18 protein-coding genes are annotated in these 19,071 nt (G+C 57.0%); 7 read left to right on the plus strand and 11 right to left on the minus strand.

Translation table 11 applies throughout. The features are described 5' to 3' along the window. Positions 1–152: 152 nt before the first annotated feature. Together ccmI and Q8O73_RS15430 are read right to left on the minus strand one after the other, a co-directional pair. On the minus strand, positions 153–1,391 hold the full coding sequence (gene ccmI / locus Q8O73_RS15425; protein WP_305559080.1) for a c-type cytochrome biogenesis protein CcmI: 1,239 nt from the start codon (positions 1,389–1,391) through the stop codon (positions 153–155). 25 nt (positions 1,392–1,416) lie between these two features. Beyond that, positions 1,417–3,408, minus strand: a complete 1,992-nt coding sequence (locus Q8O73_RS15430; RefSeq protein WP_305559081.1) for a heme lyase CcmF/NrfE family subunit — start codon at positions 3,406–3,408, stop codon at positions 1,417–1,419. A gap of 199 nt (positions 3,409–3,607) precedes the next feature. On the opposite strand from Q8O73_RS15430, the gene Q8O73_RS15435 reads away from it, so the two are divergent. After that, on the plus strand, positions 3,608–4,624 hold the full coding sequence (locus Q8O73_RS15435; protein ID WP_305559082.1) for a cation diffusion facilitator family transporter: 1,017 nt from the start codon (positions 3,608–3,610) through the stop codon (positions 4,622–4,624). 58 nt (positions 4,625–4,682) lie between these two features. Here Q8O73_RS15435 and Q8O73_RS15440 read toward each other — a convergent pair whose 3' ends face one another. From Q8O73_RS15440 to Q8O73_RS15465, 6 genes are all read right to left on the minus strand, one after another. Further along, positions 4,683–5,447, minus strand: coding sequence for a PhoH family protein (locus tag Q8O73_RS15440; RefSeq protein WP_305559083.1), 765 nt, complete (start codon positions 5,445–5,447; stop codon positions 4,683–4,685). A gap of 365 nt (positions 5,448–5,812) precedes the next feature. Then, positions 5,813–7,042 (minus strand): organoarsenical effux MFS transporter ArsJ, encoded by a 1,230-nt coding sequence (gene arsJ, locus Q8O73_RS15445; protein ID WP_305559084.1) that lies wholly within the window; start codon positions 7,040–7,042, stop codon positions 5,813–5,815. A gap of 15 nt (positions 7,043–7,057) precedes the next feature. Then, the gene (locus Q8O73_RS15450; protein WP_305559085.1) at positions 7,058–8,074 is read right to left on the minus strand and encodes an ArsJ-associated glyceraldehyde-3-phosphate dehydrogenase; all 1,017 of its coding nucleotides are present in this window, start codon (positions 8,072–8,074) and stop codon (positions 7,058–7,060) included. Positions 8,075–8,076: 2 nt separating this feature from the next. After that, the gene (gene arsB / locus Q8O73_RS15455) at positions 8,077–9,144 is read right to left on the minus strand and encodes an ACR3 family arsenite efflux transporter (protein ID WP_305559086.1); all 1,068 of its coding nucleotides are present in this window, start codon (positions 9,142–9,144) and stop codon (positions 8,077–8,079) included. A 3-nt stretch (positions 9,145–9,147) separates the two neighbouring features. Continuing rightward, on the minus strand, positions 9,148–9,669 hold the full coding sequence (locus tag Q8O73_RS15460) for an arsenate reductase ArsC (protein WP_305559087.1): 522 nt from the start codon (positions 9,667–9,669) through the stop codon (positions 9,148–9,150). A 28-nt stretch (positions 9,670–9,697) separates the two neighbouring features. After that, a complete protein-coding gene (locus Q8O73_RS15465) occupies positions 9,698–10,033 on the minus strand; it encodes a helix-turn-helix transcriptional regulator (protein ID WP_305559088.1) in 336 nt (111 codons plus the stop codon). A 178-nt stretch (positions 10,034–10,211) separates the two neighbouring features. Here Q8O73_RS15465 and Q8O73_RS15470 point away from each other — a divergent pair, with 178 nt between their 5' ends. After that, positions 10,212–11,807: a peptide chain release factor 3 gene (locus Q8O73_RS15470; RefSeq protein ID WP_305559089.1), complete on the plus strand. Its 1,596-nt coding sequence runs from the start codon at positions 10,212–10,214 to the stop codon at positions 11,805–11,807. A gap of 45 nt (positions 11,808–11,852) precedes the next feature. Here the strand turns inward: Q8O73_RS15470 and Q8O73_RS15475 are convergent, their stop codons facing one another. The 3 genes from Q8O73_RS15475 to Q8O73_RS15485 all read right to left on the minus strand — a co-directional run bounded on the left by Q8O73_RS15475 (position 11,853) and on the right by Q8O73_RS15485 (position 13,909). After that, positions 11,853–12,179, minus strand: coding sequence for an AzlD family protein (locus tag Q8O73_RS15475; RefSeq protein ID WP_305559090.1), 327 nt, complete (start codon positions 12,177–12,179; stop codon positions 11,853–11,855). After that, positions 12,166–12,909 carry an AzlC family ABC transporter permease gene (locus tag Q8O73_RS15480; protein ID WP_305559091.1) on the minus strand — a complete coding sequence of 248 codons (744 nt, stop codon included), beginning with the start codon at positions 12,907–12,909 and terminating at the stop codon, positions 12,166–12,168. Before Q8O73_RS15480 ends, Q8O73_RS15475 begins: the two co-directional genes overlap by 14 nt. A 91-nt stretch (positions 12,910–13,000) precedes the next feature. Further along, the gene (locus Q8O73_RS15485; protein WP_305559092.1) at positions 13,001–13,909 is read right to left on the minus strand and encodes a LysR family transcriptional regulator; all 909 of its coding nucleotides are present in this window, start codon (positions 13,907–13,909) and stop codon (positions 13,001–13,003) included. Between the two features lie 183 nt (positions 13,910–14,092). On the opposite strand from Q8O73_RS15485, the gene Q8O73_RS15490 reads away from it, so the two are divergent. The 5 genes from Q8O73_RS15490 (at position 14,093) to speB (ending at position 19,070) form a co-directional block, all read left to right on the plus strand. Further along, positions 14,093–15,193, plus strand: a complete 1,101-nt coding sequence (locus Q8O73_RS15490) for a PotD/PotF family extracellular solute-binding protein (protein ID WP_305559093.1) — start codon at positions 14,093–14,095, stop codon at positions 15,191–15,193. Between the two features lie 76 nt (positions 15,194–15,269). After that, positions 15,270–16,316 carry an ABC transporter ATP-binding protein gene (locus Q8O73_RS15495; protein WP_305559094.1) on the plus strand — a complete coding sequence of 349 codons (1,047 nt, stop codon included), beginning with the start codon at positions 15,270–15,272 and terminating at the stop codon, positions 16,314–16,316. After that, positions 16,316–17,167, plus strand: a complete 852-nt coding sequence (locus tag Q8O73_RS15500; protein WP_305559095.1) for an ABC transporter permease — start codon at positions 16,316–16,318, stop codon at positions 17,165–17,167. The genes Q8O73_RS15495 and Q8O73_RS15500 overlap by 1 nt, the downstream gene beginning before the upstream one ends. Further along, positions 17,164–17,970, plus strand: a complete 807-nt coding sequence (locus Q8O73_RS15505) for an ABC transporter permease (RefSeq protein ID WP_305559096.1) — start codon at positions 17,164–17,166, stop codon at positions 17,968–17,970. Before Q8O73_RS15500 ends, Q8O73_RS15505 begins: the two co-directional genes overlap by 4 nt. A 44-nt stretch (positions 17,971–18,014) precedes the next feature. Beyond that, a complete protein-coding gene (gene speB / locus Q8O73_RS15510; RefSeq protein ID WP_305559097.1) occupies positions 18,015–19,070 on the plus strand; it encodes an agmatinase in 1,056 nt (351 codons plus the stop codon). The last annotated feature ends 1 nt before the right edge of the window (position 19,071 follow it).

A 19,071-nucleotide genomic window follows, 5' to 3' on the forward strand; every position in this document is an offset into this window, starting at 1 on the left:
TGTTTTTTGCAGAAACCTTGGGTGTTTTGGGATGGTTTTGCCAAACTGCGCGATCTGGATAACCTGTTTGGAACGAAAAAATCGCGGCGCGTCAGCCCTATGCAAAAGAAGGGGACGCGCCGCGATTGTCGATTCGGAACGGCGTGCGCCGCTTAGCCAGCCGGGACGCCCATATCGCGGGCAATATCGTCAAGGCGTTCCAGAATATCGGGTTGCCCGGCAAGGGCAGTGCGGGCATCCTGATAGGCAGTACGCGCCTGTTCTGGGCGGTTGGTGACCATATAGGCCTGCATCAGGCGGACCCAGCCATCCGGATCATCGGGGTTTTCTGCCAGCCGGTCGGCCAGACGCCCCACCATGTCTTCGATCATGGCGGCGCGTTCTTCGGGTGTCATCTCGGCGGCGGCTTTCATGTCTTCTTCGGACGGGCCACGGGCCGCAGACGGGGCAAGGGTGATGCGCCCGGTCAGATCAATGCCTTCTACACGCGCAACCTCGTCAATCCGGCCCAGAACCATGGGCAGCCAGTTGGCGTCCGCCGGGGCATTGTTGACCAGCACGATCCAGCGTTCGACCGCCGCCGCCCCATCCCCGTTCTGGGCCTCATACATGCCCAGATAATAGGGAATGCGCGGGTCGCGGCTGGTGGTGTCGGCGGCTTCCTGCAAGGCGGAATAGGCGGCGGGGGTGATCTGGCCGGTGTTGCTGCGAATAACCGATTCGGCATACATCGCCAGATAATCGCCGCTGCGGTCCGAAAGCCGGATGGTTTCCAGAAACGCGGTCTGGGCATCTTCGGGACGACCCAGCGCCATCAGGCTGTTGCCCAGCAATTCCCAGCCTTCAAGATCATCGGGGTTTTCGATCAACCGGTTGGACAAATCGGCCACGGCCCGGTTCAGGGCACCTTGACGCGATTGATCCTGTTGCTGGCTGGCGCGGATGGCGGCGATTTCATCGGCCCGGCTGACGATTGGCCTGTCGGGGGTTTGCGGGCTGCCAAGATCCAGATACAGGCCAAGGCCGGCCAATATTGATATGGCGACAAATCCGGCAACGATGGGACGGACAATGGCAGCGCCACCGGGTTTGGTTTTTCCGGCGCGGTCCTGAATACGTTGATCGGTGGCAAGGATACGGCGTTGTACCTCGATCCGGGCGGCGGTGGCCTGCTCCCCGCTCAGCACACCGCGTTCGATATCGCGGCCGATTTCGTCAAGTTGATCGCGGTATACCGCCAGATCACGGGTCAGTTCGTCCGGCACCGCATCGTCGTCGGTGTTATTGCCATTGTCGGGGGTGCCTGCCGCCCGGTGCGGGTGCCGCAAGGGCCACAAAACATAACCCGCCACCAGCAAGGTTACGGCTGTGATGATAATCCAGATGGTCATGATGATACCTGTTGCCCTTGTCTGTTCATTCTGCCGGAAGGGCGGATTTGGCGGCGGGGCTGGTTTTGTGCGACCGGGTGGGCGCGCCGACACGATATCGGCGATCCGACAGCGACATCAAACCGCCCAATACCATGACCAGGCCACCGGCCCACATCCACGGGATCATTGGTTTGACATAAAAGCGCGTCACCCATTTGCCGCTGCTATCCTGATCGCCCAGTACGGCATAGATATCGCCGGTGAAGGATGAGCGGATTCCAGCCTCGGTCGTCGGCATGGCTTCGACGGTATAAACCCGTTTTTCAGGATAGAGCAAAACCGGAGCTTCGCCGGGCCGCGAGACGGTCACGGTTCCTTCGCGGGCGGCGAAATTGGGGCCCTGATATTCACGCAGGGCCGACAGTTCAAAGGTGTAACCGGCGATTTCCGTGCTTTCGCCAACTGCCAGCGACTGCACGCTTTCGGTGGTCCATGCCTGTGATCCGGTGATTCCGGCAACGACAATTGCCACCCCGACATGGGCCAGCATGGTGCCGTGGGCGGCACGCGGCAGGTTGCGCATGCGGCGCAAACTGGTGCCCAGCGGTTCGCGGAACAGTTTGATGCGGTTGGCCCATTCAATCATCGATCCGACAAACAGCCAGATCGCCAGCCCCATGCCAAACAGGGCAAAGGCCGGGCCCCCCGACAGCCAGAAAGTGACCAGAACGACGACGACCACACTGGCAATGGCGATTTTCAGTTTGCCGATGGCGGCAAACAGATCGGCGCGTTTCCACGGCAATAAGGGCCCGATGGCCATGGCGATGATGACGGGCGTCATGATCGGCACAAAGGTCATGTTGAAAAACGGTTCGCCGACCGAAATTTTTTCGCCGGTCACGGTTTCGAGCAACAGCGGATAAAGGGTTCCCAGCAACACCATGGCGGCGGCAATCGACAACAGAATATTGTTGAAAACCAGCGCCCCTTCGCGCGAGATCGGCTGAAACAACCCGCCACCTTTCAGCGTTGGAGCCCGCCACGCATAAAGCGCAAACGACCCGCCCACCGTCAGACACAGCAGGATCAGAATGAAAACGCCGCGTGTCGGATCGGTAGCAAAGGCATGCACCGAAGTCAGCGCACCCGACCGCACCAGAAACGTGCCCAGCAACGAAAAGGAAAAGGCAATGATCGCCAGAAAGATCGACCAGCTTTTCAGTGCATCGCGTTTTTCCACCACGATGGCGGAATGCAGCAACGCCGTTCCGGCCAGCCACGGCATGAAGGACGCATTTTCAACCGGGTCCCAGAACCACCATCCGCCCCAACCCAGTTCGTAATAGGCCCACCATGATCCCAGACCGATCCCGGCGGTCAGAAACACCCAGGCGGCCAGCGTCCACGGACGGACCCAACGCGCCCATGCCGGGTCCACCCGGCCTTCGATCAGGGCGGCGATGGCAAAGGAAAAGGCGACCGAAAATCCGACATAGCCCAGATACAGGAAAGGCGGATGAATGGCGATGCCGGGGTCCTGCAACAGGGGATTCATACCCTGTCCGTCCAGCGGCGGGTTAAAGACCCGTTCAAACGGGTTGGAGGTCAGAAGGATAAACAACAGAAACCCGAAGGCAATCAGCCCCATCACCCCGACAACCCGTGCCAGAAGGGTGGGCGGCAAATTGCCGCCAAATGCCGATACCGACGCCCCGAACAGGGCAAGGATCAGAATCCACAGCAGCATCGATCCTTCGTGATTGGCCCAGACCCCGGTGATTTTATAAATCAGCGGTTTTGACGTATGGCTGTTTTGCAGGACATTGAGCACCGAAAAATCGGATGTGACATAGGCCCAGGTGAGCGCGACAAACGATACCGCCACCAGAATAAAGGTGGCAATTGCGGTGCGTGGCGCGATGCGCAACAGGGCCTGATCCTGCCGGTTGGCGGCAAGGAAGGGGATGATGGATTGCGCCAGAGCCATTACAAGGGCCAGCACAAGGGCATAATGTCCCGTCTCGACAATCATGGGGGTCTGTATTTCCTTTTGTCAGCCCGAAGCGGTCGATATAATCGCTCATACGCAGTTTGGAAACCTTGCGGAATATCAAATTTGCGCTATTTGCAGCATCAACAGCGTTATTTTTATGGCTTTTGCCGTTATCATTTGAGTCGTATCAGGATATAAAGCGCCCACCGGATGGGTTAATGACCAAAGGCCATATATCATGAGTCAATGTCCCGTCATTGACATCGCACAAAGAGAATTGTGGGCGCGTCGTGCAACGACGGCCGCAATTGTCATTGCCTCGACCCTGATTGCCATCAAGGCGGTCGGCTGGTTCATGACCGATTCCGTCAGTCTTTTATCCTCGATGATTGATAGCATGCTGGATGTTGGCGCGTCTGTGATCAACTTCATGGCGGTGCGCAGTGCCTGGCGTCCGGCCGACCATGATCACCGTTTCGGGCATGGCAAGGCCGAACCGCTGGCCGGGCTGTTTCAGTCGGCCTTTATGATTGGTGCCGCCGTTCTGGTTCTGGCCGAGGCGGCATCGCGGATCACAAACCCGCAACCCCTGAATTTCGCCGCCGAAGGTGTGTGGATCATGGGGGTGTCGCTGGTGATGACCATCGGGCTTGTGTTGTTGCAACGCAAGGCGGTGCGCATATCGGGTTCGGTCGCGGTTGATGCCGATTCCCTGCATTACAGCGGCGATATCCTTGCCAATCTGGCGGTGATCATTGCCCTGTTGATGGGGGCATCCGGGTTTTTGTGGGCCGATCCGGTGATTGGCGGGATGGTGGCGGTGTTTTTGCTGTATTCCGCGGCACGGGTCGGGCGCAATTCGGTGTCGGTTTTGATGGACCGGGAATTGCCAATATCGGACAGCCGCCGGATTATTGAATTGTCGATGAAAAACAAATCGGTGATCGGCATTCACCGCCTGCGCACCCGGTCGTCGGGCATTCACCGGTTTGCCGAAATTGAACTGATCATGGATGGTGGCATGTTGATGCGTGAAGCACACACGATCTGCCATCAGGTGATGGACAGCATCCGCACCGAATATCCCGATCTGGATATCACCATCCATCCCGAACCGCCCGAAGACATCCATCTGGATGAATTCAGCGGCTATACCGAAGACCCGGAATTCTGGCATCCGGTGCGGGCCAAAAAGGCCGGGCAGGAAGATATTCCCCTGTCAAATGGCGACCCGCAACTGGTCAGCGGACGATAGATAATAAAAAGGCGGAGCCCGGGAAGGGCCCCGCCTTTGTTGTTTCGGATGGTGTCGGTTACAGAACCGTCAACATGCTGGCGACCAGCGGGTGACGGACGATATCCTGGTCTTTCAGGCGGACACAGGCGATGTCTTCGACATGTTCCAGACGGTCCGACATTTCCGACAGGCCGGAAAGTTCCGGCAGAAGGTCGGTCTGGTCCGGATCGCCCGTCAGGATCATGGTGGAATTCCAGCCCAGACGTGTGACCAGCATTTTAAGCTGTCCATAGGTGCAGTTCTGGGCCTCGTCGATCACCACAAAGGCATTGTTGAGGGTGCGGCCGCGCATATAGCCGATCGGGGCGATTTCAATGGTGCCATCCGACAGGAAGGTGCGCAGGCGTTTGGCCCCCAGACGATCATTCAGCGCATCGTAAAGCGGGCGCAGATAGGGGGCCATCTTGGCTTCGACATCGCCGGGCAAAAAGCCGATATTTTCCCCGGCCTCGACCGCCGGGCGGGCAAGGACGATGCGGCCAATATCACCATTTTCAAGGGATTCGACGGCCTTTGACACCGCGATATAGGTTTTGCCGGTCCCGGCTGGTCCCAGTGCAAGGATCAGGTTGTGGTTGTCAATGGCGTCCATCAGGGCTGCCTGATTGGCGCTTTTGGGGCGGATATGACGGCGGAAACTTTGATCGCGCTGTGCTTGCTCCTGTGGGCCAGATTTTTCAACCAATGGATGCCAGGTCGAATTGCCTTCATCAAACAGTTCGTGAACATTGGTATCTGTTTGCTGCGGACGGCTCCGACGGCGTGTTAAGCGCTTACCCATCACAATCACCTCGCGGTTTGGTTGCCAAAAAAGCAAAACGCGCCATTCCATTCAAGGAAAGGCGCGCAGTCTGATGTCATCTTGCGATGAAGGGGGCAGAAGGGGCTTCCACCGTCCGCCGCAGCATGTTGCATCTGCGGTCCGGGTGGTGAGAAGGTCCGATTTGTAACGCGGTTTCGCGGCACTCGTTATCCCCCTTAGCGGTCCAGTTATTGACCGTACATTCGAATCGTACCCCTACATGATGTGGTTTGTCACGAGTTTTGAGGAATTATATTTATGTGAAATCGCGAAGTGATTCTTTTCAAACACTTATATCGCATCTGCGAAGGGGGTTTTATCGGCCCGGCCCCTTTCTGTGCGGGTCAGACCGACGTTGCGGGCGTCCGCGTCGCGCCCGGCAGGCCAAAACTGATCACCCAGCCTACCAGCAAAAACGCCAGCGATACCAGCAAACATCCTGCCAGCCCGCCATAAAGATAGGCAACCCCCGACAATACCGTGCCGGTCAGACGGCCAATTGCATTGGACATGTAATAAAATCCGACATTCATCGCCACCTTGTCGCCCTGGGCATAGGCAAGGATCAGATAGGAATGCAGCGATGAATTGACAGCAAAGACAATGCCAAACACCAGCAATCCGCCCAGAACAGCAAAGCGCGGATCAAGGCCATAGAGGATTGCCCCGGCAATCGCCCCGGTGACAAGGATCAGGGCAAAAATCCAGAGCCGCGCACTGCGCCCGTCCGGGGCCTTGCGATGGCTGCGCAGGATTTTGGGTGCACCGGCCTGAATAAAACCATAACCGATCACCCATGCCGCCATATAGCTGCCGACTTCGATGTGGCTCCATCCCATTTCAGCAGACAAAAACACCGGCAGGCCGACGACAAACCAGATATCGCGCGACCCGAACAAAAACACACGGGCGGCGGACAGGAAATTGATCTTGCGATCCTTTGAAAAAACTTCGCGGAATTTCGGTTTGGCCTTGCCCGGTGTCGGGCCCATTTCAGCGCCGAGGGCCACAGCCACGGCAATCAGGATCACGGTCAGGCCAATCGCCATCACCAGCAACGCTCCGGCAAAACCCAGCCATGCCAGTAACGCGCCGCCCATGAAAAAGCCAACCCCCTTTAGCGCATTTTTCGATCCGGTCAGCAGGGCGACCCAGCGAAACAACACCCCCTGGGCGTCATCGGGCACCAGAATTTTAATTGCACTTTTGCTCGACATCTTGGTCAGGTCCTTGGCGACCCCCGACAGGGCCTGTAACCCCATCACCCATGCCACCGAAATCCACGGCAACCAGTCTGGCCCGGTCAGGGACAGGGCGGACAGGGCGGTGATTTGCAGGATCAGACCGGCATAAAGTGTGACCCGCAAGCCAAGGGCCGCGGCCATCCAGCCGCCAACCAGATTGGTGACAATCCCGGCAAATTCATACAGAACAAACAGCAGGGCAATTTCAAACGCCGAATAGCCCAGTGCATGAAAATGCAGCAGAACCAGCATCCGCAACGCCCCGTCGGTCAGGGTGAACCCCCAATAGGCGCTGGTGACAAGGGCGTAATTGCGAATGGCGGCGGACATGCTGGTTTCCAGACTTTAAAGACTGCGGGCGACTTTGGCGGCCAGATCAACCATGCGGCAGACATAGCCCCATTCATTGTCATACCAGGCAAGGATTTTGACCTGTCGTTTGTCGATCACCATCGTCGATTCGGCGTCAATGATTGAGGATCGCGGATCATTCAGATAATCGACACTGACCAATGGCCTTGTTTCATAGCCCAGAATGCCGACCAGATAGGTTTCGGATGCAACGCGCAGCAGGTCATTGACCTCCTCAACGCTGGTGTCGCGGGCGACTTCAAACACGCAATCGGTCAGGGATGCATTCAACAGCGGCACCCGTACGGCAATGCCGTTCAGCTTGCCCGCCAGTTCCGGGTAAATCATCGTGATTGCGGTGGCCGATCCGGTGCTGGTCGGGATCAGCGATTGCAGGCAGGACCGCGCCCGGCGCAAATCCTTGTGCGGCAGATCGACAATCACCTGTGTATTGGTGACATCGTGAATGGTGGTGATCGACCCGTGGACAAGGCCGATTTTCTCGTGGATCACCTTGATCACCGGGGCCAGACAATTGGTGGTGCAACTGGCCGCTGTCAGCAGATGATGGGTCGCCGGATCATACAGATCGTCATTGATGCCATAAACGATGTTGAGCGCCCCTTGCTTGACCGGGGCGGCGACGATGACTTTTTTGATGCCCTGATCAAAATAGGGCTGGATCGTTTCGGGGGTTTTGAAAACGCCGGTGCATTCAAGAACCATATCGCATCCCGCCGCCATCCAGTCGGTTGCGCCCGGTGTTGTGTTGGCGGAAAATCCGATGGCATGGTCCTGATCGACGACGACTTGCCCCTTCACGCATTCGGCACGATGGTTCCAGCGGCCATGAACCGAATCAAATTCCAGCAAATGCGCCGCCGTTTCCGGGCCCCCGGCAATTTCATTGATATGGACAAATTCAATATCCGGGTGGCCCCATCCGGCGCGCAGGGCCAACCGTCCCATGCGGCCAAAGCCATTGATACCGATACGGATTTTACGGGTCATGATCAGGCTCCGGTTTTTTGGGGGACGGGAAACCAGTGACGGGTGCGATTGGCAATCGCCACCAGCGACAACATTACCGGGACTTCGACCAGGACCCCGACCACGGTGGCAAGGGCCGCGCCGGATGAAAAGCCAAACAGGCCAATGGCGGTGGCGACGGCCAGTTCAAAAAAGTTCGAGGCCCCGATCATTGCCGAGGGTGCGGCAATGCGATGTTCTACCCCCAGAATTTTATTGAGCCCATAGGCAAGGGCGGCAATGAAATAGGTCTGCAAAATGATCGGCACCGCCAGCAGGACAATGATCATCGGTTGCGCCAGAATTTGCTGCCCCTGAAAGGCAAACAGCAAAACCAGCGTGGTCAGAAGGGCGATCAGTGACACCGGACGCAATCGGGCATCGGCCCGATGAAAGGCCGCGATGCCGCCCGACATCAATTGTCGGCGAATCAGTTGCCCGGCAATCACCGGAATGACGATAAAGGCGATGACCGAAATCGTCAGGGTTTCCCACGGCACGGTAATCGCCGAAATACCCAGCAGCAGGGCAACAATCGGCGCAAAGGCGAAAATCATCACCGTGTCATTCAGCGCGACCTGGCTTAAGGTGAAATTGGCATCCCCCTTGGTCAGATGCGACCAGACAAACACCATCGCGGTACAGGGGGCGGCCCCCAACAGGATCAACCCGGCGATATAGCTTTCAATTTCGGTTTCCGGCAAAAACGGGCGAAACAGCCAGCCGATAAACAGCCAGCCAAGGGCGGCCATCGTAAAGGGTTTGATCAGCCAGTTGACGCCAAGGGTGACACTGATCCCGCGCCATTGGCGGCCAACTTCGTGCAAGGCGCCGAAATCCACCTTCATCAACATCGGCACGATCATCAGCCAGATCAGAATGGTGACCGGCAGATTGATCTCATAGGCGGTCCATGACCCGATGGTCTGAAACAGACCGGGTAATGCTTGCCCCAATATGATGCCGACAACGATGCTGCCTAGAACCCAAAGGGTCAGGTAACGTTCAAAGGTTCCCAGCGGGGATGCCGCCGGTTTGGTCTGGTCTGTCATTCTTCAGGCCGTTTCCTGTGTGTCGGAAAGGGTGGTCTTGCCGATATCATCCAGCTTGTGCTGCAAGGACAGACGATCCAGCGAGGCAAAGGGCAGGCTGGTGAAAATGCTGATGCGGTTTTGCATCATTCGCCATGTATCGGCAAAGGCGAGGCGGATTTCCGCCTCGGTCCCGGTGACGGATGCCGGATCGGGCACGCCCCAATGGGCGGTCATCGGTGATCCGGGGAAAACCGGGCATCCTTCGGCGGCGGTCTGGTCGCAGACCGTAAAGATGAAATCAAACCGGATGTCGGATTGTTCAGAATAGATTTCCATCGGTTTGGATGAGTATCTGGACGGGTCTTCGCCCAGATTGTTCAGAAGATCAACCGTGTAGGGATGCAAATTGCCGCGCGGATGCGCCCCGGCGCTATAGGCATGAAAATGATCATGCCCGTTTTTGTTCATGATTGCTTCGGCAATGATGCTGCGCGCCGAATTGCCCTGACACAGAAACAGAACGTTATAGGTTCCACTGGCCATCACTTTGTCCTTTTTATGAAAAACGGGCCTAACAACAGGCCGTTGGTTTGTCCTGTATGGTCAGACCGCACAGCTCCGGGCGACCCTGACAACAATCATCGGCAAGAAATCCCAGTAATTCGCGCATCGCATCGGGTGCGATAAAATAAATGATCGACCGCCCTTCGCGTCGCGACGTGATCAGCCCGGCATGGCTGAGCACCGCCAGATGCGACGACATGGTGTTATGCGGAATGGCAAGGCTGCGGGCCAGTTCACCTGCGGCCATGCCGTCCTCGCCCGCCCGCACCAACAGCCGGAACGCGGTCAGACGATGTTCCTGTGCCAGTGCCGACAGGGCGGTGATTGCGTTATTTGTTTCCATATGTCGAGAATTATCGACATGTTTTCGCAAAGGCAAGTGACAAGTTTGTGTCAGCCCGTTTGTACCACCATGACGATTTCGATCCACGTCATGCCGGGCATGACGAATTCAGGATGGCATCGGCGTCAAAAATCAGTACAGTGCGCGCCAAATCGAAAATCAGTTTATTGGAATGACCATGTCGCCGATTGACCATCAGGTATCGCGCCGCCGGACCTTCGCCATCATCTCGCATCCCGATGCGGGCAAAACCACCCTGACCGAAAAGCTGTTGCTGTTTGGGGGGGCCATTCAGATGGCCGGGGCCGTCAAGGCGAAAAAGGCCCAGCGCGGGGCACGGTCGGACTTTATGAAAATCGAACAGGATCGCGGGATTTCGGTTTCCTCGGCGGTGATGACGTTCGAGTTTGAAGACAATATCTTCAACCTGCTTGATACGCCGGGCCACGAGGATTTTTCCGAAGATACCTATCGCGTGCTGACGGCGGTTGACAGTGCGGTGATGGTGATCGACGCGGCCAAGGGGATCGAAACCCAGACGCGCAAGCTGTTTGAGGTCTGCCGTCTGCGCGATGTGCCGATCACGACCTTTATCAACAAGCTGGACCGCGAAACCCGCGATTTCTTTGAGTTGATGGACCAGATCGAACAGGATCTGGCGCTGGATGTCACGCCGGTGACCTGGCCGATTGGATCGGGCCGGGATTTTCGCGGCTGTTACGATCTGGTCAATGACCAGATTCTGTTTATGGAAAAGGGCGGCAATGTGATCAAGGATGCCATCCAGATTAAAGGTCTGGATGATCCGCGCCTTGAAGAATTGATCCCCGATTATTTGTTGGCGCAATTGCGCGAGGATATCGAAATGGTGCGCGAAATGTGCCCGAAATTCGATATCGAGGCCTATCGCGAAGGCCATATGACGCCGGTGTTTTTTGGATCGGCGATCAATAATTTTGGCGTGCGTGAATTGTTGCGCGGCATTGGCGAAAATGCGCCAACCCCGCGCCCGCAAGAAGCCGCCACCCGCCTTGTCAATGCCAACGAGCCCAAGGTATCGGGCTTTGTGTTCAAGGTGCAGGCCAATATCGACCCGCAACATCGCGACCGCATTGCCTTTATCCGCCTGTGTTCGGGCCATTTCAAACGCGGCATGAAACTGAAACATGTGCGGGCGGGCAAGGTGATGGCGGTGCATAACCCGATGCTGTTTTTCGCCAATGACCGAGAAATTGCCGAAGAAGCCTGGCCGGGCGATATTATCGGCATTCCCAACCACGGCACCTTGCGGATTGGCGATACCCTGACCGAAGGCGAAGATTTGCGCTTTCGCGGGGTTCCGGCCTTTGCGCCGGAATTGCTGCAAAAGGTCCGTCTTGATGATCCGCTCAAGGGCAAACATCTGCAACGTGCGCTTGAACAGCTTGCCGAAGAAGGTGCATCGCAGGTGTTCAAACCGATGCTGGGGGCGGACTGGATCGTTGGCGTGGTCGGGCAGCTTCAGTTTGAAGTGCTGAAAGAACGCATTTCGGCCGAATATGGCATCAAGGTCCATTTTGAACAGACCCCGGCCTATGCGGCGCGCTGGGTGGTGGGCGATGATCCGCTGGAACTGAAAAAATTCAGCGAAACCAATCGCGGGGCACTGTTTGAAGACCATGACGGTACATTGGTCTTCATTGCCCGCAATGCGTGGCATCTGGAAACCACGCAAAAGGACTGGCCGAATTTGAAATTCGAGGCCACCCGCGAACAAAATCTGGCGGCGGCGTGACAATGAAACGGGCTCCGCATTCGACGGGGCCCTTTCTTTTTGGGATCAGACGATAAAATACCGCCCGGCGGCGACCAGCCCCATGCCCGTCACCATCGCCACAAACAGATTGCGGGTGACGATCATGGCAATCAGGGTGACCGCCGCCCCGGCGATGCCGATGGTGCCCGATGCCAGTGCGCTGGGCACCCAGACGGAAATCAGAACCGCGCCGGGCAATCGTTCCAGAACATGTGCCCATCGCCCGGTTTGCGGCAAACGGTCCGCCATCAAAAGCCCGCCCACGCGCATGCCATAGGTCACCGCCGCCATGCCCAGAATGGTCAGAATTGCATTGATATGAAACGTCGAAAGGCTTTCAAATACGGTCATTTTGGGCTCCTTGTCGGGCGGGTTTTGCATCCGGTGCGGTCGTGTTTCCCGGCCATGTCAGGGCCGAAACCAGCACCCCGGACGCCGCCCCGGCCAGAACCGACCATTTGCCCGGCAACAGATAATGGCCGATGATCGAGCCAATGGCGGCGGCGACCCACGGTAACAAATCAATGCGGCCTTTCCACATGCCGACCGTCAGGGCAGCAAAAATGGCGGTAAAGGCGAAATCCAGCGCATAAATCTGAGGATCGGGAATGCCGCCGCCCAGAATATATCCCGCAATATTGCCGGTTGCCCAAACCACCCCCAGAAACAGCCCGCCGCCCAGAAGAAAACCCGGATTGGCGATATCGGGTTGCGACATGGTGACGGCCCAGTTTTCATCGGCAACCAAATGAATGCCGGCGATTTTCACCCATAAGGGCCGCCCGCGAAACACCGGGCGCAAGGACGCGCCAATCAGCACATAGCGCAGATTGATAACCGCCGTGGCAATGATGATGGTGGCGGTCGGGATCGTCTCGCGCCACAAATCGACCGAGACAAATTGCGCCGATCCGGCAAACACCGTCAGGCTCATCAACAGCAATTCGCCAAGGGTAAGACCGCGCTGGGTCGCCAGCACGCCCAGCACCGCCCCGAAAATGATTGTGCTGGGCAATAAAGGCAGGCAGGCCATCGCCCCGCGCAAAATGGCGTCGGCCTGAAAATGAGAATCGCGCGACATGAACGTTTCCAGAATTTGTTGTTTTTGGCAGTCTGTTATAGCGCAGGCAAGATGTGGGCGATTGGATGAAATTGCGGTGGTGTTTGGGGCGCTATGCCGGGCGACGTTGATTGAAATCCTCTATCAGCATATCAAGAAAAAGCTGGGTGATCGGTTCCAGTTGCTGGCTGGTGTCGAAACTGGCCTGAAACATTGCCTCGGTAAAGAACTGATCGGGGCGGATGGCGCGCATGCGGCCCTGCCCCACAAATTGTTGGGCGTAATGTTCGGGCAAATATCCCAGAAAGGCACCAGACAGAATCAGACGGGCCTCGGCCTCCATGTCCGATACGGTGGCGTGCGGACGGGCAATGGCAAAATCCTTGAGATCGCGGCCCAGCCAGAATTTACGTCCGACAATGCGATAACGCCGGATTTCGTCGATGTCGATCCGGTCATCGGGCATGTGAAACAACGGGTGATCCTGCCCGCAATAGAACCGGTGCATTTCCGAATAAAGATCGATGTAGGTCAGGCCCAGAACGGTTTTTGGAAAGCTGCAAATGCCAATCTGGATCGCGCCGGTGACCACCTCGCGCAATAATTCGTTGGGCGGATAGGTTAACAGATGCAGGGTGACATCGGGGGCCTGTTCGACAAAACGGGCAATCGTGCCTTCGATGCTGGAATTGGGATCGGTGATTGTATTGTCGGTCAGCCCGATGGTCAGGGTGCCATTCAGTTTGTCGCGCAGGCTGCGCATTTTTGTTTCAAACTGTCCGACCGATTTAAACAGGCGGTGGGCATCGTCAAAAACCGTTTGTCCCTCGCCGGTCAGGGAAAACCCGCCGCGCCCGCGTTTGCACAGGCTGAAACCCAGCCGGGTTTCAAGGGTGGTGATATAGCTGGAGATGGTCGAAAGCGACAGGTTCAACTGGCTTTGCGCCGGGGCAAAGCCGCCTGCCTCGACGATGGTGACAAAAATCCGCAGCAATTTAAGGTCCGACTGGTCCATCATCATGGCGGAAATCCTTGGATTTTGATTTTACTTTGGGAATCATCAAAGTGAATTTCAGCAATAATTGATTTTTCGCCTTCCTGCAATTTGATCTGCTGATGGATGCTGGCGCGAAGGCGATGAGGCTGTGACCGGCATATAAAATTAAAAACCGGGCCCGGCCCGGCCATATCAGAGGTGGATCACATGGAAATAGTGAAGACGGGGGTAAGCCGCCGCAAGGTTCTGGCTGGCCTGGCAGGCGGATCGGCGCTGGCCGTGGCCGGGATCAGCGGTTTCCCCGGCATTCTGAGAGCCCAGACCAAAACCCTGAAAATCGGCACCTATGGCGGGTATTTCAAGGATTCGTTCGATACCCATATTTTCCCGGAATTTACCAAGGCAACCGGCATCGACGTCGAATCAATTGCCCAGCCGACCGGCGAGGCATGGCTGGTGCAGCTTGAACAGGCGGCCCGCGCCGGGCAGGCCCCGGCCGATGTATCGATGATCGCACAGGCCAGCATGTTGCGCGGTGCCAGTGCCGGGATCTGGGCGGTGCTGGATGCGGCGAAAATGCCAAATCTTGCCAATGTCAAACCGGCTTTTATCAACAAATATGCCGATGGCGGGGTTTGCGGCGTTGGGGCGGTGACATGGTATATCACGCTGGTTTCCAACACCGACGTGATTGCCGAAACCCCGACAAGCTGGGCCGAATTGTGGAAACCTGAACGCAAACAGCAATTGGGATTGCTGGCGCTGGCGTCCAATTCCTTCTTGCTTGATATCACCGCCAAAACCCATTTTGGCGGGCAGGAAATCCTTGATACCGAAGACGGTATTTTGCAGGTGATGGATAAAATCGCCGAACTGAAAGACAATGTGCAGCTTTGGTATCGTGACGAGGCGCAGTTTGAACAGGCGCTGAAATCGGGCGAAATTCCGATGGGGCAATATTATCACGATGTTGCCGGTCTGGCGGCAGCAGACGGGTATCCGGTCCGATCCACCTTCCCGCAGGAAGGAGGCATCAATGATGCCGGAAGCTGGGCGGTGTCGAAGGCATCCGATCAACTTGATCTGGCACATGTTTTTATCGATTTCATGAGCCAGCCGTCGATCCAGTCCCTGCTGTCGCGCAAGGTGGGGACATCGCCAACCATTGACCGGGCGGCAACCGACCTGACCGACGATGAATTTGCATCGGTATCGTCGGAAATTGATCCGATCATTCCGCGCTATGACATCTATCTGGAAAAGGGCGACTGGCTGGCCCAGAAATGGACCGAACTGATCGTTGGCTGATTGGATCGGGCAGGGGCAAGAATGCCTCTGCCCGCCGTCTTGCTGCGATAGTCCCGCCATCAACAGGAAATGCTGCATGTCCGGTCTGGTGTTTGATGCCGTCGAAAAACAATTCGGCGCTTTTACGGCTATTTCCGAAACCACCCTGACCATCCCGCAGGGCAAATTTGTCTGTCTGTTGGGGCCGTCGGGCTGTGGCAAAACCACATTGCTGCGGATGATTGCCGGGTTGGAAAGCCCGACCCGGGGGCGGATTTTGCTCGACGGGCGCGATATCACCCGCCTGCCGGTTCATAAACGCGATTTTGGCATGGTTTTCCAAAGCCTTGCCTTGTTTCCGCATTTAAGTGTCGGCGAAAATGTTGCTTATCCGCTGCGCATTCGCGGCACGGGCAAGGCAGATTGTTTCAAGGCCGTGCAACGGTTGCTGGATCTGGTGCAATTGCCCGATATGGCCAACCGGCCTGTGTCGAAACTGTCGGGCGGGCAACGGCAACGGGTGGCGATTGCCCGGGCGTTGGCCCTGTCACCACAGCTTTTTTTGCTGGATGAACCGTTGTCGGCGCTGGATGCCAAGCTGCGCGAAAGCATGCAGATCGAATTAAAACAGCTTCAGCGCAAGCTGGGCATTACCACCATCGTTGTCACCCATGATCAGCGTGAAGCCATGACGATGGCCGATCTGGTGGTTGTGATGTCGGAAGGCAAGGTGCATCAGGTCGCCCCGCCGGTTGAAATTTATCGCCGTCCGCGCGATGCCTTTGTCGCCGGTTTCATCGGCATGACCAATTTGCTGAAAGGCCGGGTGGCAGCCCCCGGCAGATTGGCCGTCGCCGGGGGAATTTTGGCCGTGCCGGGATTACCGGCAACCGGCGAAGCCAGCATTTCGGTGCGGCCTGAAAATGTGCAGGTCGGCAAAATGACACAGGCCAATGGTGATGGCGACCTTGAAGGGCGGGTATCCTATATCCGCGATCTGGGGGCCAGCATTGAAATTTATCTGGAAGTGGCAGGCGAACAGATTGTCGCCGTCTGTTCACCCTATAACCGCCCCGATATTACCGATGGCGATAGCGTCAGGGTGCATTTCCCGCCGGACGATTGTGTGGTGGTGGGGGCGTAATGCGGATCAAACCCCGAAATGCGTCTGATTATGCGCTGATTGCCTTTCCCGCAGGGATGCTGGCGCTGTTTTTCGTGGTGCCGTTTGGCATCATGATTACCGTTTCATTTTTTCAGCGCGTGCAGGGGGCATTCTATGAACCGGCCTTTGTTCTGGAAAACTATGCGCGGTTTCTCAGCATGTTTTTCGCCGGAATTCTGGGGTTTTCACTGGGGTTGGCAGCACTGGTCGCGGTAATTTGTGTCATTCTGGCCTTTCCGTTCACCTATATGCTGACGCGGCAATCGCGAAGGGTGCAGGTGGTGTGGCTGGTATTTTTGTTGTCAGTGCTGTCGCTGTCCGAAGTTTTGATCGGGTTTGGCTGGTCAACGCTGCTATCGCGCACAGCTGGCATTACCAATCTGTTTGTTGCCCTTGGCCTGATGGAAACGCCGATGTCGCTGACGCCGGGTTTTGGGGCGGTTCTGACCGGCATGGTGTATCAGGCATTCCCCTATACGGTTCTGGTGCTGTATCCCGCCCTGTCGCGGCTTGACCCGACACTGGTGGAGGCGGCGCGCACCCTTGGTTCCAGCCCGGCGCGCAGTTTTTTTAACGTCATTGTGCCAGCCCTGCGCAACAGCATCGTTTCAACGCTGATCATGGTGTTTGTCTTTGCATTGGGATGCTATCTGTTGCCGCAATTGTTGGGCCGTCCGTCGCAATGGACGTTATCGGTGCTGATTACCGATCAGGCGATTTACCAGTCCAACATGCCCTTTGCGGCGGCGATGGCCGTGTTTCTGGTGCTGGTCAGCCTGTCGTTTGTGGCGTTGGCGCTGTTGGTGGGCAAGCGGGAGCATACGGGATGAGCACATTCATGATCCGTTTGTTCATGGGCGCGATGGCGCTGTTTTTGGCGGCACCTTTGGCGGTGGTTGCCGGGGTGTCGGTGAATGAACGCAAATCTCTCAGCTTTCCGCCACAGGGTTTTTCGCTGGAATGGTATGCGCAGATTTTCACCGATCCGGGATGGCGGGGTGCGCTGGTCAACAGTTTTGGTGTGGCGGTCGGCGCATCGTTGCTGTCGGTGATTGTGGCCTTTCCGCTGGCGTGGTTTTTGTGGCGGTATCATGCGCCGTGGGCGCGGATCGTCCAGATTTTGGGACTGGCCCCCTTTATCCTGCCGCCGGTGATTACCGCCCTTGGTTTCCTGAGTTTCTGGAGCATGGCGGGCTTTTACGGGCAGCCATGGACGGTTGTGATCAGCCACGGCATTTTCTTTGTCACCCTGCCGCTGGTCACACTGACCCTTGGTTTCGAGGCGGTCGATGACAGTCTGGTCGAGGCCGCGGCGACAATGGGAGCCGATGACCGCACGATTTTGCGCACCGTCATTTTTCCGCTGATCGTGCCCTATATCATTTCCGGGCTGGCCTTTGCGTTTGTGTTGTCGCTTAACGAATATATCGTTGCCTATATGGCGGTGGGCTTCACCGTTGAAACCCTGCCGATCAAAATTTTCAATTCCCTGCGTTATGGTTACACCCCGACGATGGCCTCGGTGACGGTGGTGTTTGTCGTGCTGGCCGTTCTGGTGTTTGGCCTGATTGCCCGTTTTGGCGATCTGCCGCGCCTGTTGGGGGCATGGCGCGATGATGACGGGGACCGTTAGAAAACCTGCGCTCCACGCTGTTTTGTTTCAAGGAGAACGCCGCCATGTTCACACATGACAAACTTGCCGCCCTGCGGGATAAATATGCCAGCACCAAGGGCGGGGATATTTATGACCCGCATTTTCGGGCCGTGGCCGACACACAATTTAGCGGCGGCGACAAACGTAAATGGCCGTTTGCCGGGGTGCCGACCTTTCTGGATGCCCCCTATCTTCCGGATGCGACGGAATTACCCGATTTTGGCGGCATCGACATTGCCCTGATCGGGGTGCCGATGGATTTGGGGGTGACGAACCGGGCCGGTGCGCGTCTTGGTCCGCGGGCGGTGCGCAATATCGAACGCATTGGCCCTTATGAACATGTGTTGCGCATGGTGCCGGGATCGGAATGCAAGGTTGCCGATATCGGTGATGTGCCGTTTCGCAGCCGCTATTCCCTGCAATCCTGCCACGAGGATATCGAGGAATATTTCAGCAAGCTGGTGACGGCGGGCGTTATTCCGATTGCGATTGGCGGCGATCATTCGATCAGTTATTCGATCTTGCGGGCGGTTGGCAAACAGCGACCGGTCGGCATGATCCATATTGACGCCCATTGCGATACCGGTGGCGAATATGAAGGATCAAAATTCCATCATGGCGGCCCGTTCCGGCAGGCCGTGATCGATGGTGTTCTGGACCCGGAACGCACGATCCAGATCGGCATTCGCGGCGGGGCGGAATATTTGTGGGAATTTTCCTATGACAGCGGCATGACCGTGATCCATGCCGAAGACGTGCCGAAAATGGGGGTAGATGCCGTTATTGCCCGCGCCCGTGCGGTGGCAGGTGATGGGCCGGTCTATTTGTCCTTTGATATCGACAGCCTTGATCCGTCCTTTGCGCCGGGTACCGGCACGCCGGAAATCGGCGGCCTGACCTCGCGCGAGGCCCTGGCGATTTTGCGTGGGTTGTCGGGGGTGGATTTTATCGGGGCCGATATGGTGGAAGTCGCACCGCAATATGATGGCACCACCAATACGGCCCATGCCGGGGCGCAAATCCTGTTTGAGGAATTCTGCCTGTGCGTCGCGGCGCTGAAAAACCGCAAAGGCGGTTAGG

Source organism: Thalassospira sp. (genome assembly GCF_030690045.1).
Classification (GTDB): domain Bacteria; phylum Pseudomonadota; class Alphaproteobacteria; order Rhodospirillales; family Thalassospiraceae; genus Thalassospira.

Excerpts from the sequence above, each read along its gene's own strand:
- Q8O73_RS15495 (WP_305559094.1), top strand. The coding sequence starts at position 15,270 with ATGTCCGGTCTGGTGTTTGATGCCGTCGAAAAACAATTCGGCGCTTTT.
- speB (WP_305559097.1), top strand. The coding sequence starts at position 18,015 with ATGTTCACACATGACAAACTTGCCGCCCTGCGGGATAAATATGCCAGC.
- Q8O73_RS15430 (WP_305559081.1), bottom strand. The coding sequence starts at position 3,408 with ATGATTGTCGAGACGGGACATTATGCCCTTGTGCTGGCCCTTGTAATG.
- Q8O73_RS15465 (WP_305559088.1), bottom strand. The coding sequence starts at position 10,033 with ATGGAAACAAATAACGCAATCACCGCCCTGTCGGCACTGGCACAGGAA.
- Q8O73_RS15440 (WP_305559083.1), bottom strand. The coding sequence starts at position 5,447 with ATGGGTAAGCGCTTAACACGCCGTCGGAGCCGTCCGCAGCAAACAGAT.
- Q8O73_RS15470 (WP_305559089.1), top strand. The coding sequence starts at position 10,212 with ATGTCGCCGATTGACCATCAGGTATCGCGCCGCCGGACCTTCGCCATC.
- ccmI (WP_305559080.1), bottom strand. The coding sequence starts at position 1,391 with ATGACCATCTGGATTATCATCACAGCCGTAACCTTGCTGGTGGCGGGT.
- arsJ (WP_305559084.1), bottom strand. The coding sequence starts at position 7,042 with ATGTCCGCCGCCATTCGCAATTACGCCCTTGTCACCAGCGCCTATTGG.
- Q8O73_RS15460 (WP_305559087.1), bottom strand. The coding sequence starts at position 9,669 with ATGGCCAGTGGAACCTATAACGTTCTGTTTCTGTGTCAGGGCAATTCG.
- Q8O73_RS15505 (WP_305559096.1), top strand. The coding sequence starts at position 17,164 with ATGAGCACATTCATGATCCGTTTGTTCATGGGCGCGATGGCGCTGTTT.
- Q8O73_RS15480 (WP_305559091.1), bottom strand. The coding sequence starts at position 12,909 with ATGTCGCGCGATTCTCATTTTCAGGCCGACGCCATTTTGCGCGGGGCG.
- Q8O73_RS15475 (WP_305559090.1), bottom strand. The coding sequence starts at position 12,179 with ATGACCGTATTTGAAAGCCTTTCGACGTTTCATATCAATGCAATTCTG.
- Q8O73_RS15450 (WP_305559085.1), bottom strand. The coding sequence starts at position 8,074 with ATGACCCGTAAAATCCGTATCGGTATCAATGGCTTTGGCCGCATGGGA.
- Q8O73_RS15485 (WP_305559092.1), bottom strand. The coding sequence starts at position 13,909 with ATGATGATGGACCAGTCGGACCTTAAATTGCTGCGGATTTTTGTCACC.
- Q8O73_RS15500 (WP_305559095.1), top strand. The coding sequence starts at position 16,316 with ATGCGGATCAAACCCCGAAATGCGTCTGATTATGCGCTGATTGCCTTT.
- Q8O73_RS15435 (WP_305559082.1), top strand. The coding sequence starts at position 3,608 with ATGAGTCAATGTCCCGTCATTGACATCGCACAAAGAGAATTGTGGGCG.
- arsB (WP_305559086.1), bottom strand. The coding sequence starts at position 9,144 with ATGACAGACCAGACCAAACCGGCGGCATCCCCGCTGGGAACCTTTGAA.
- Q8O73_RS15490 (WP_305559093.1), top strand. The coding sequence starts at position 14,093 with ATGGAAATAGTGAAGACGGGGGTAAGCCGCCGCAAGGTTCTGGCTGGC.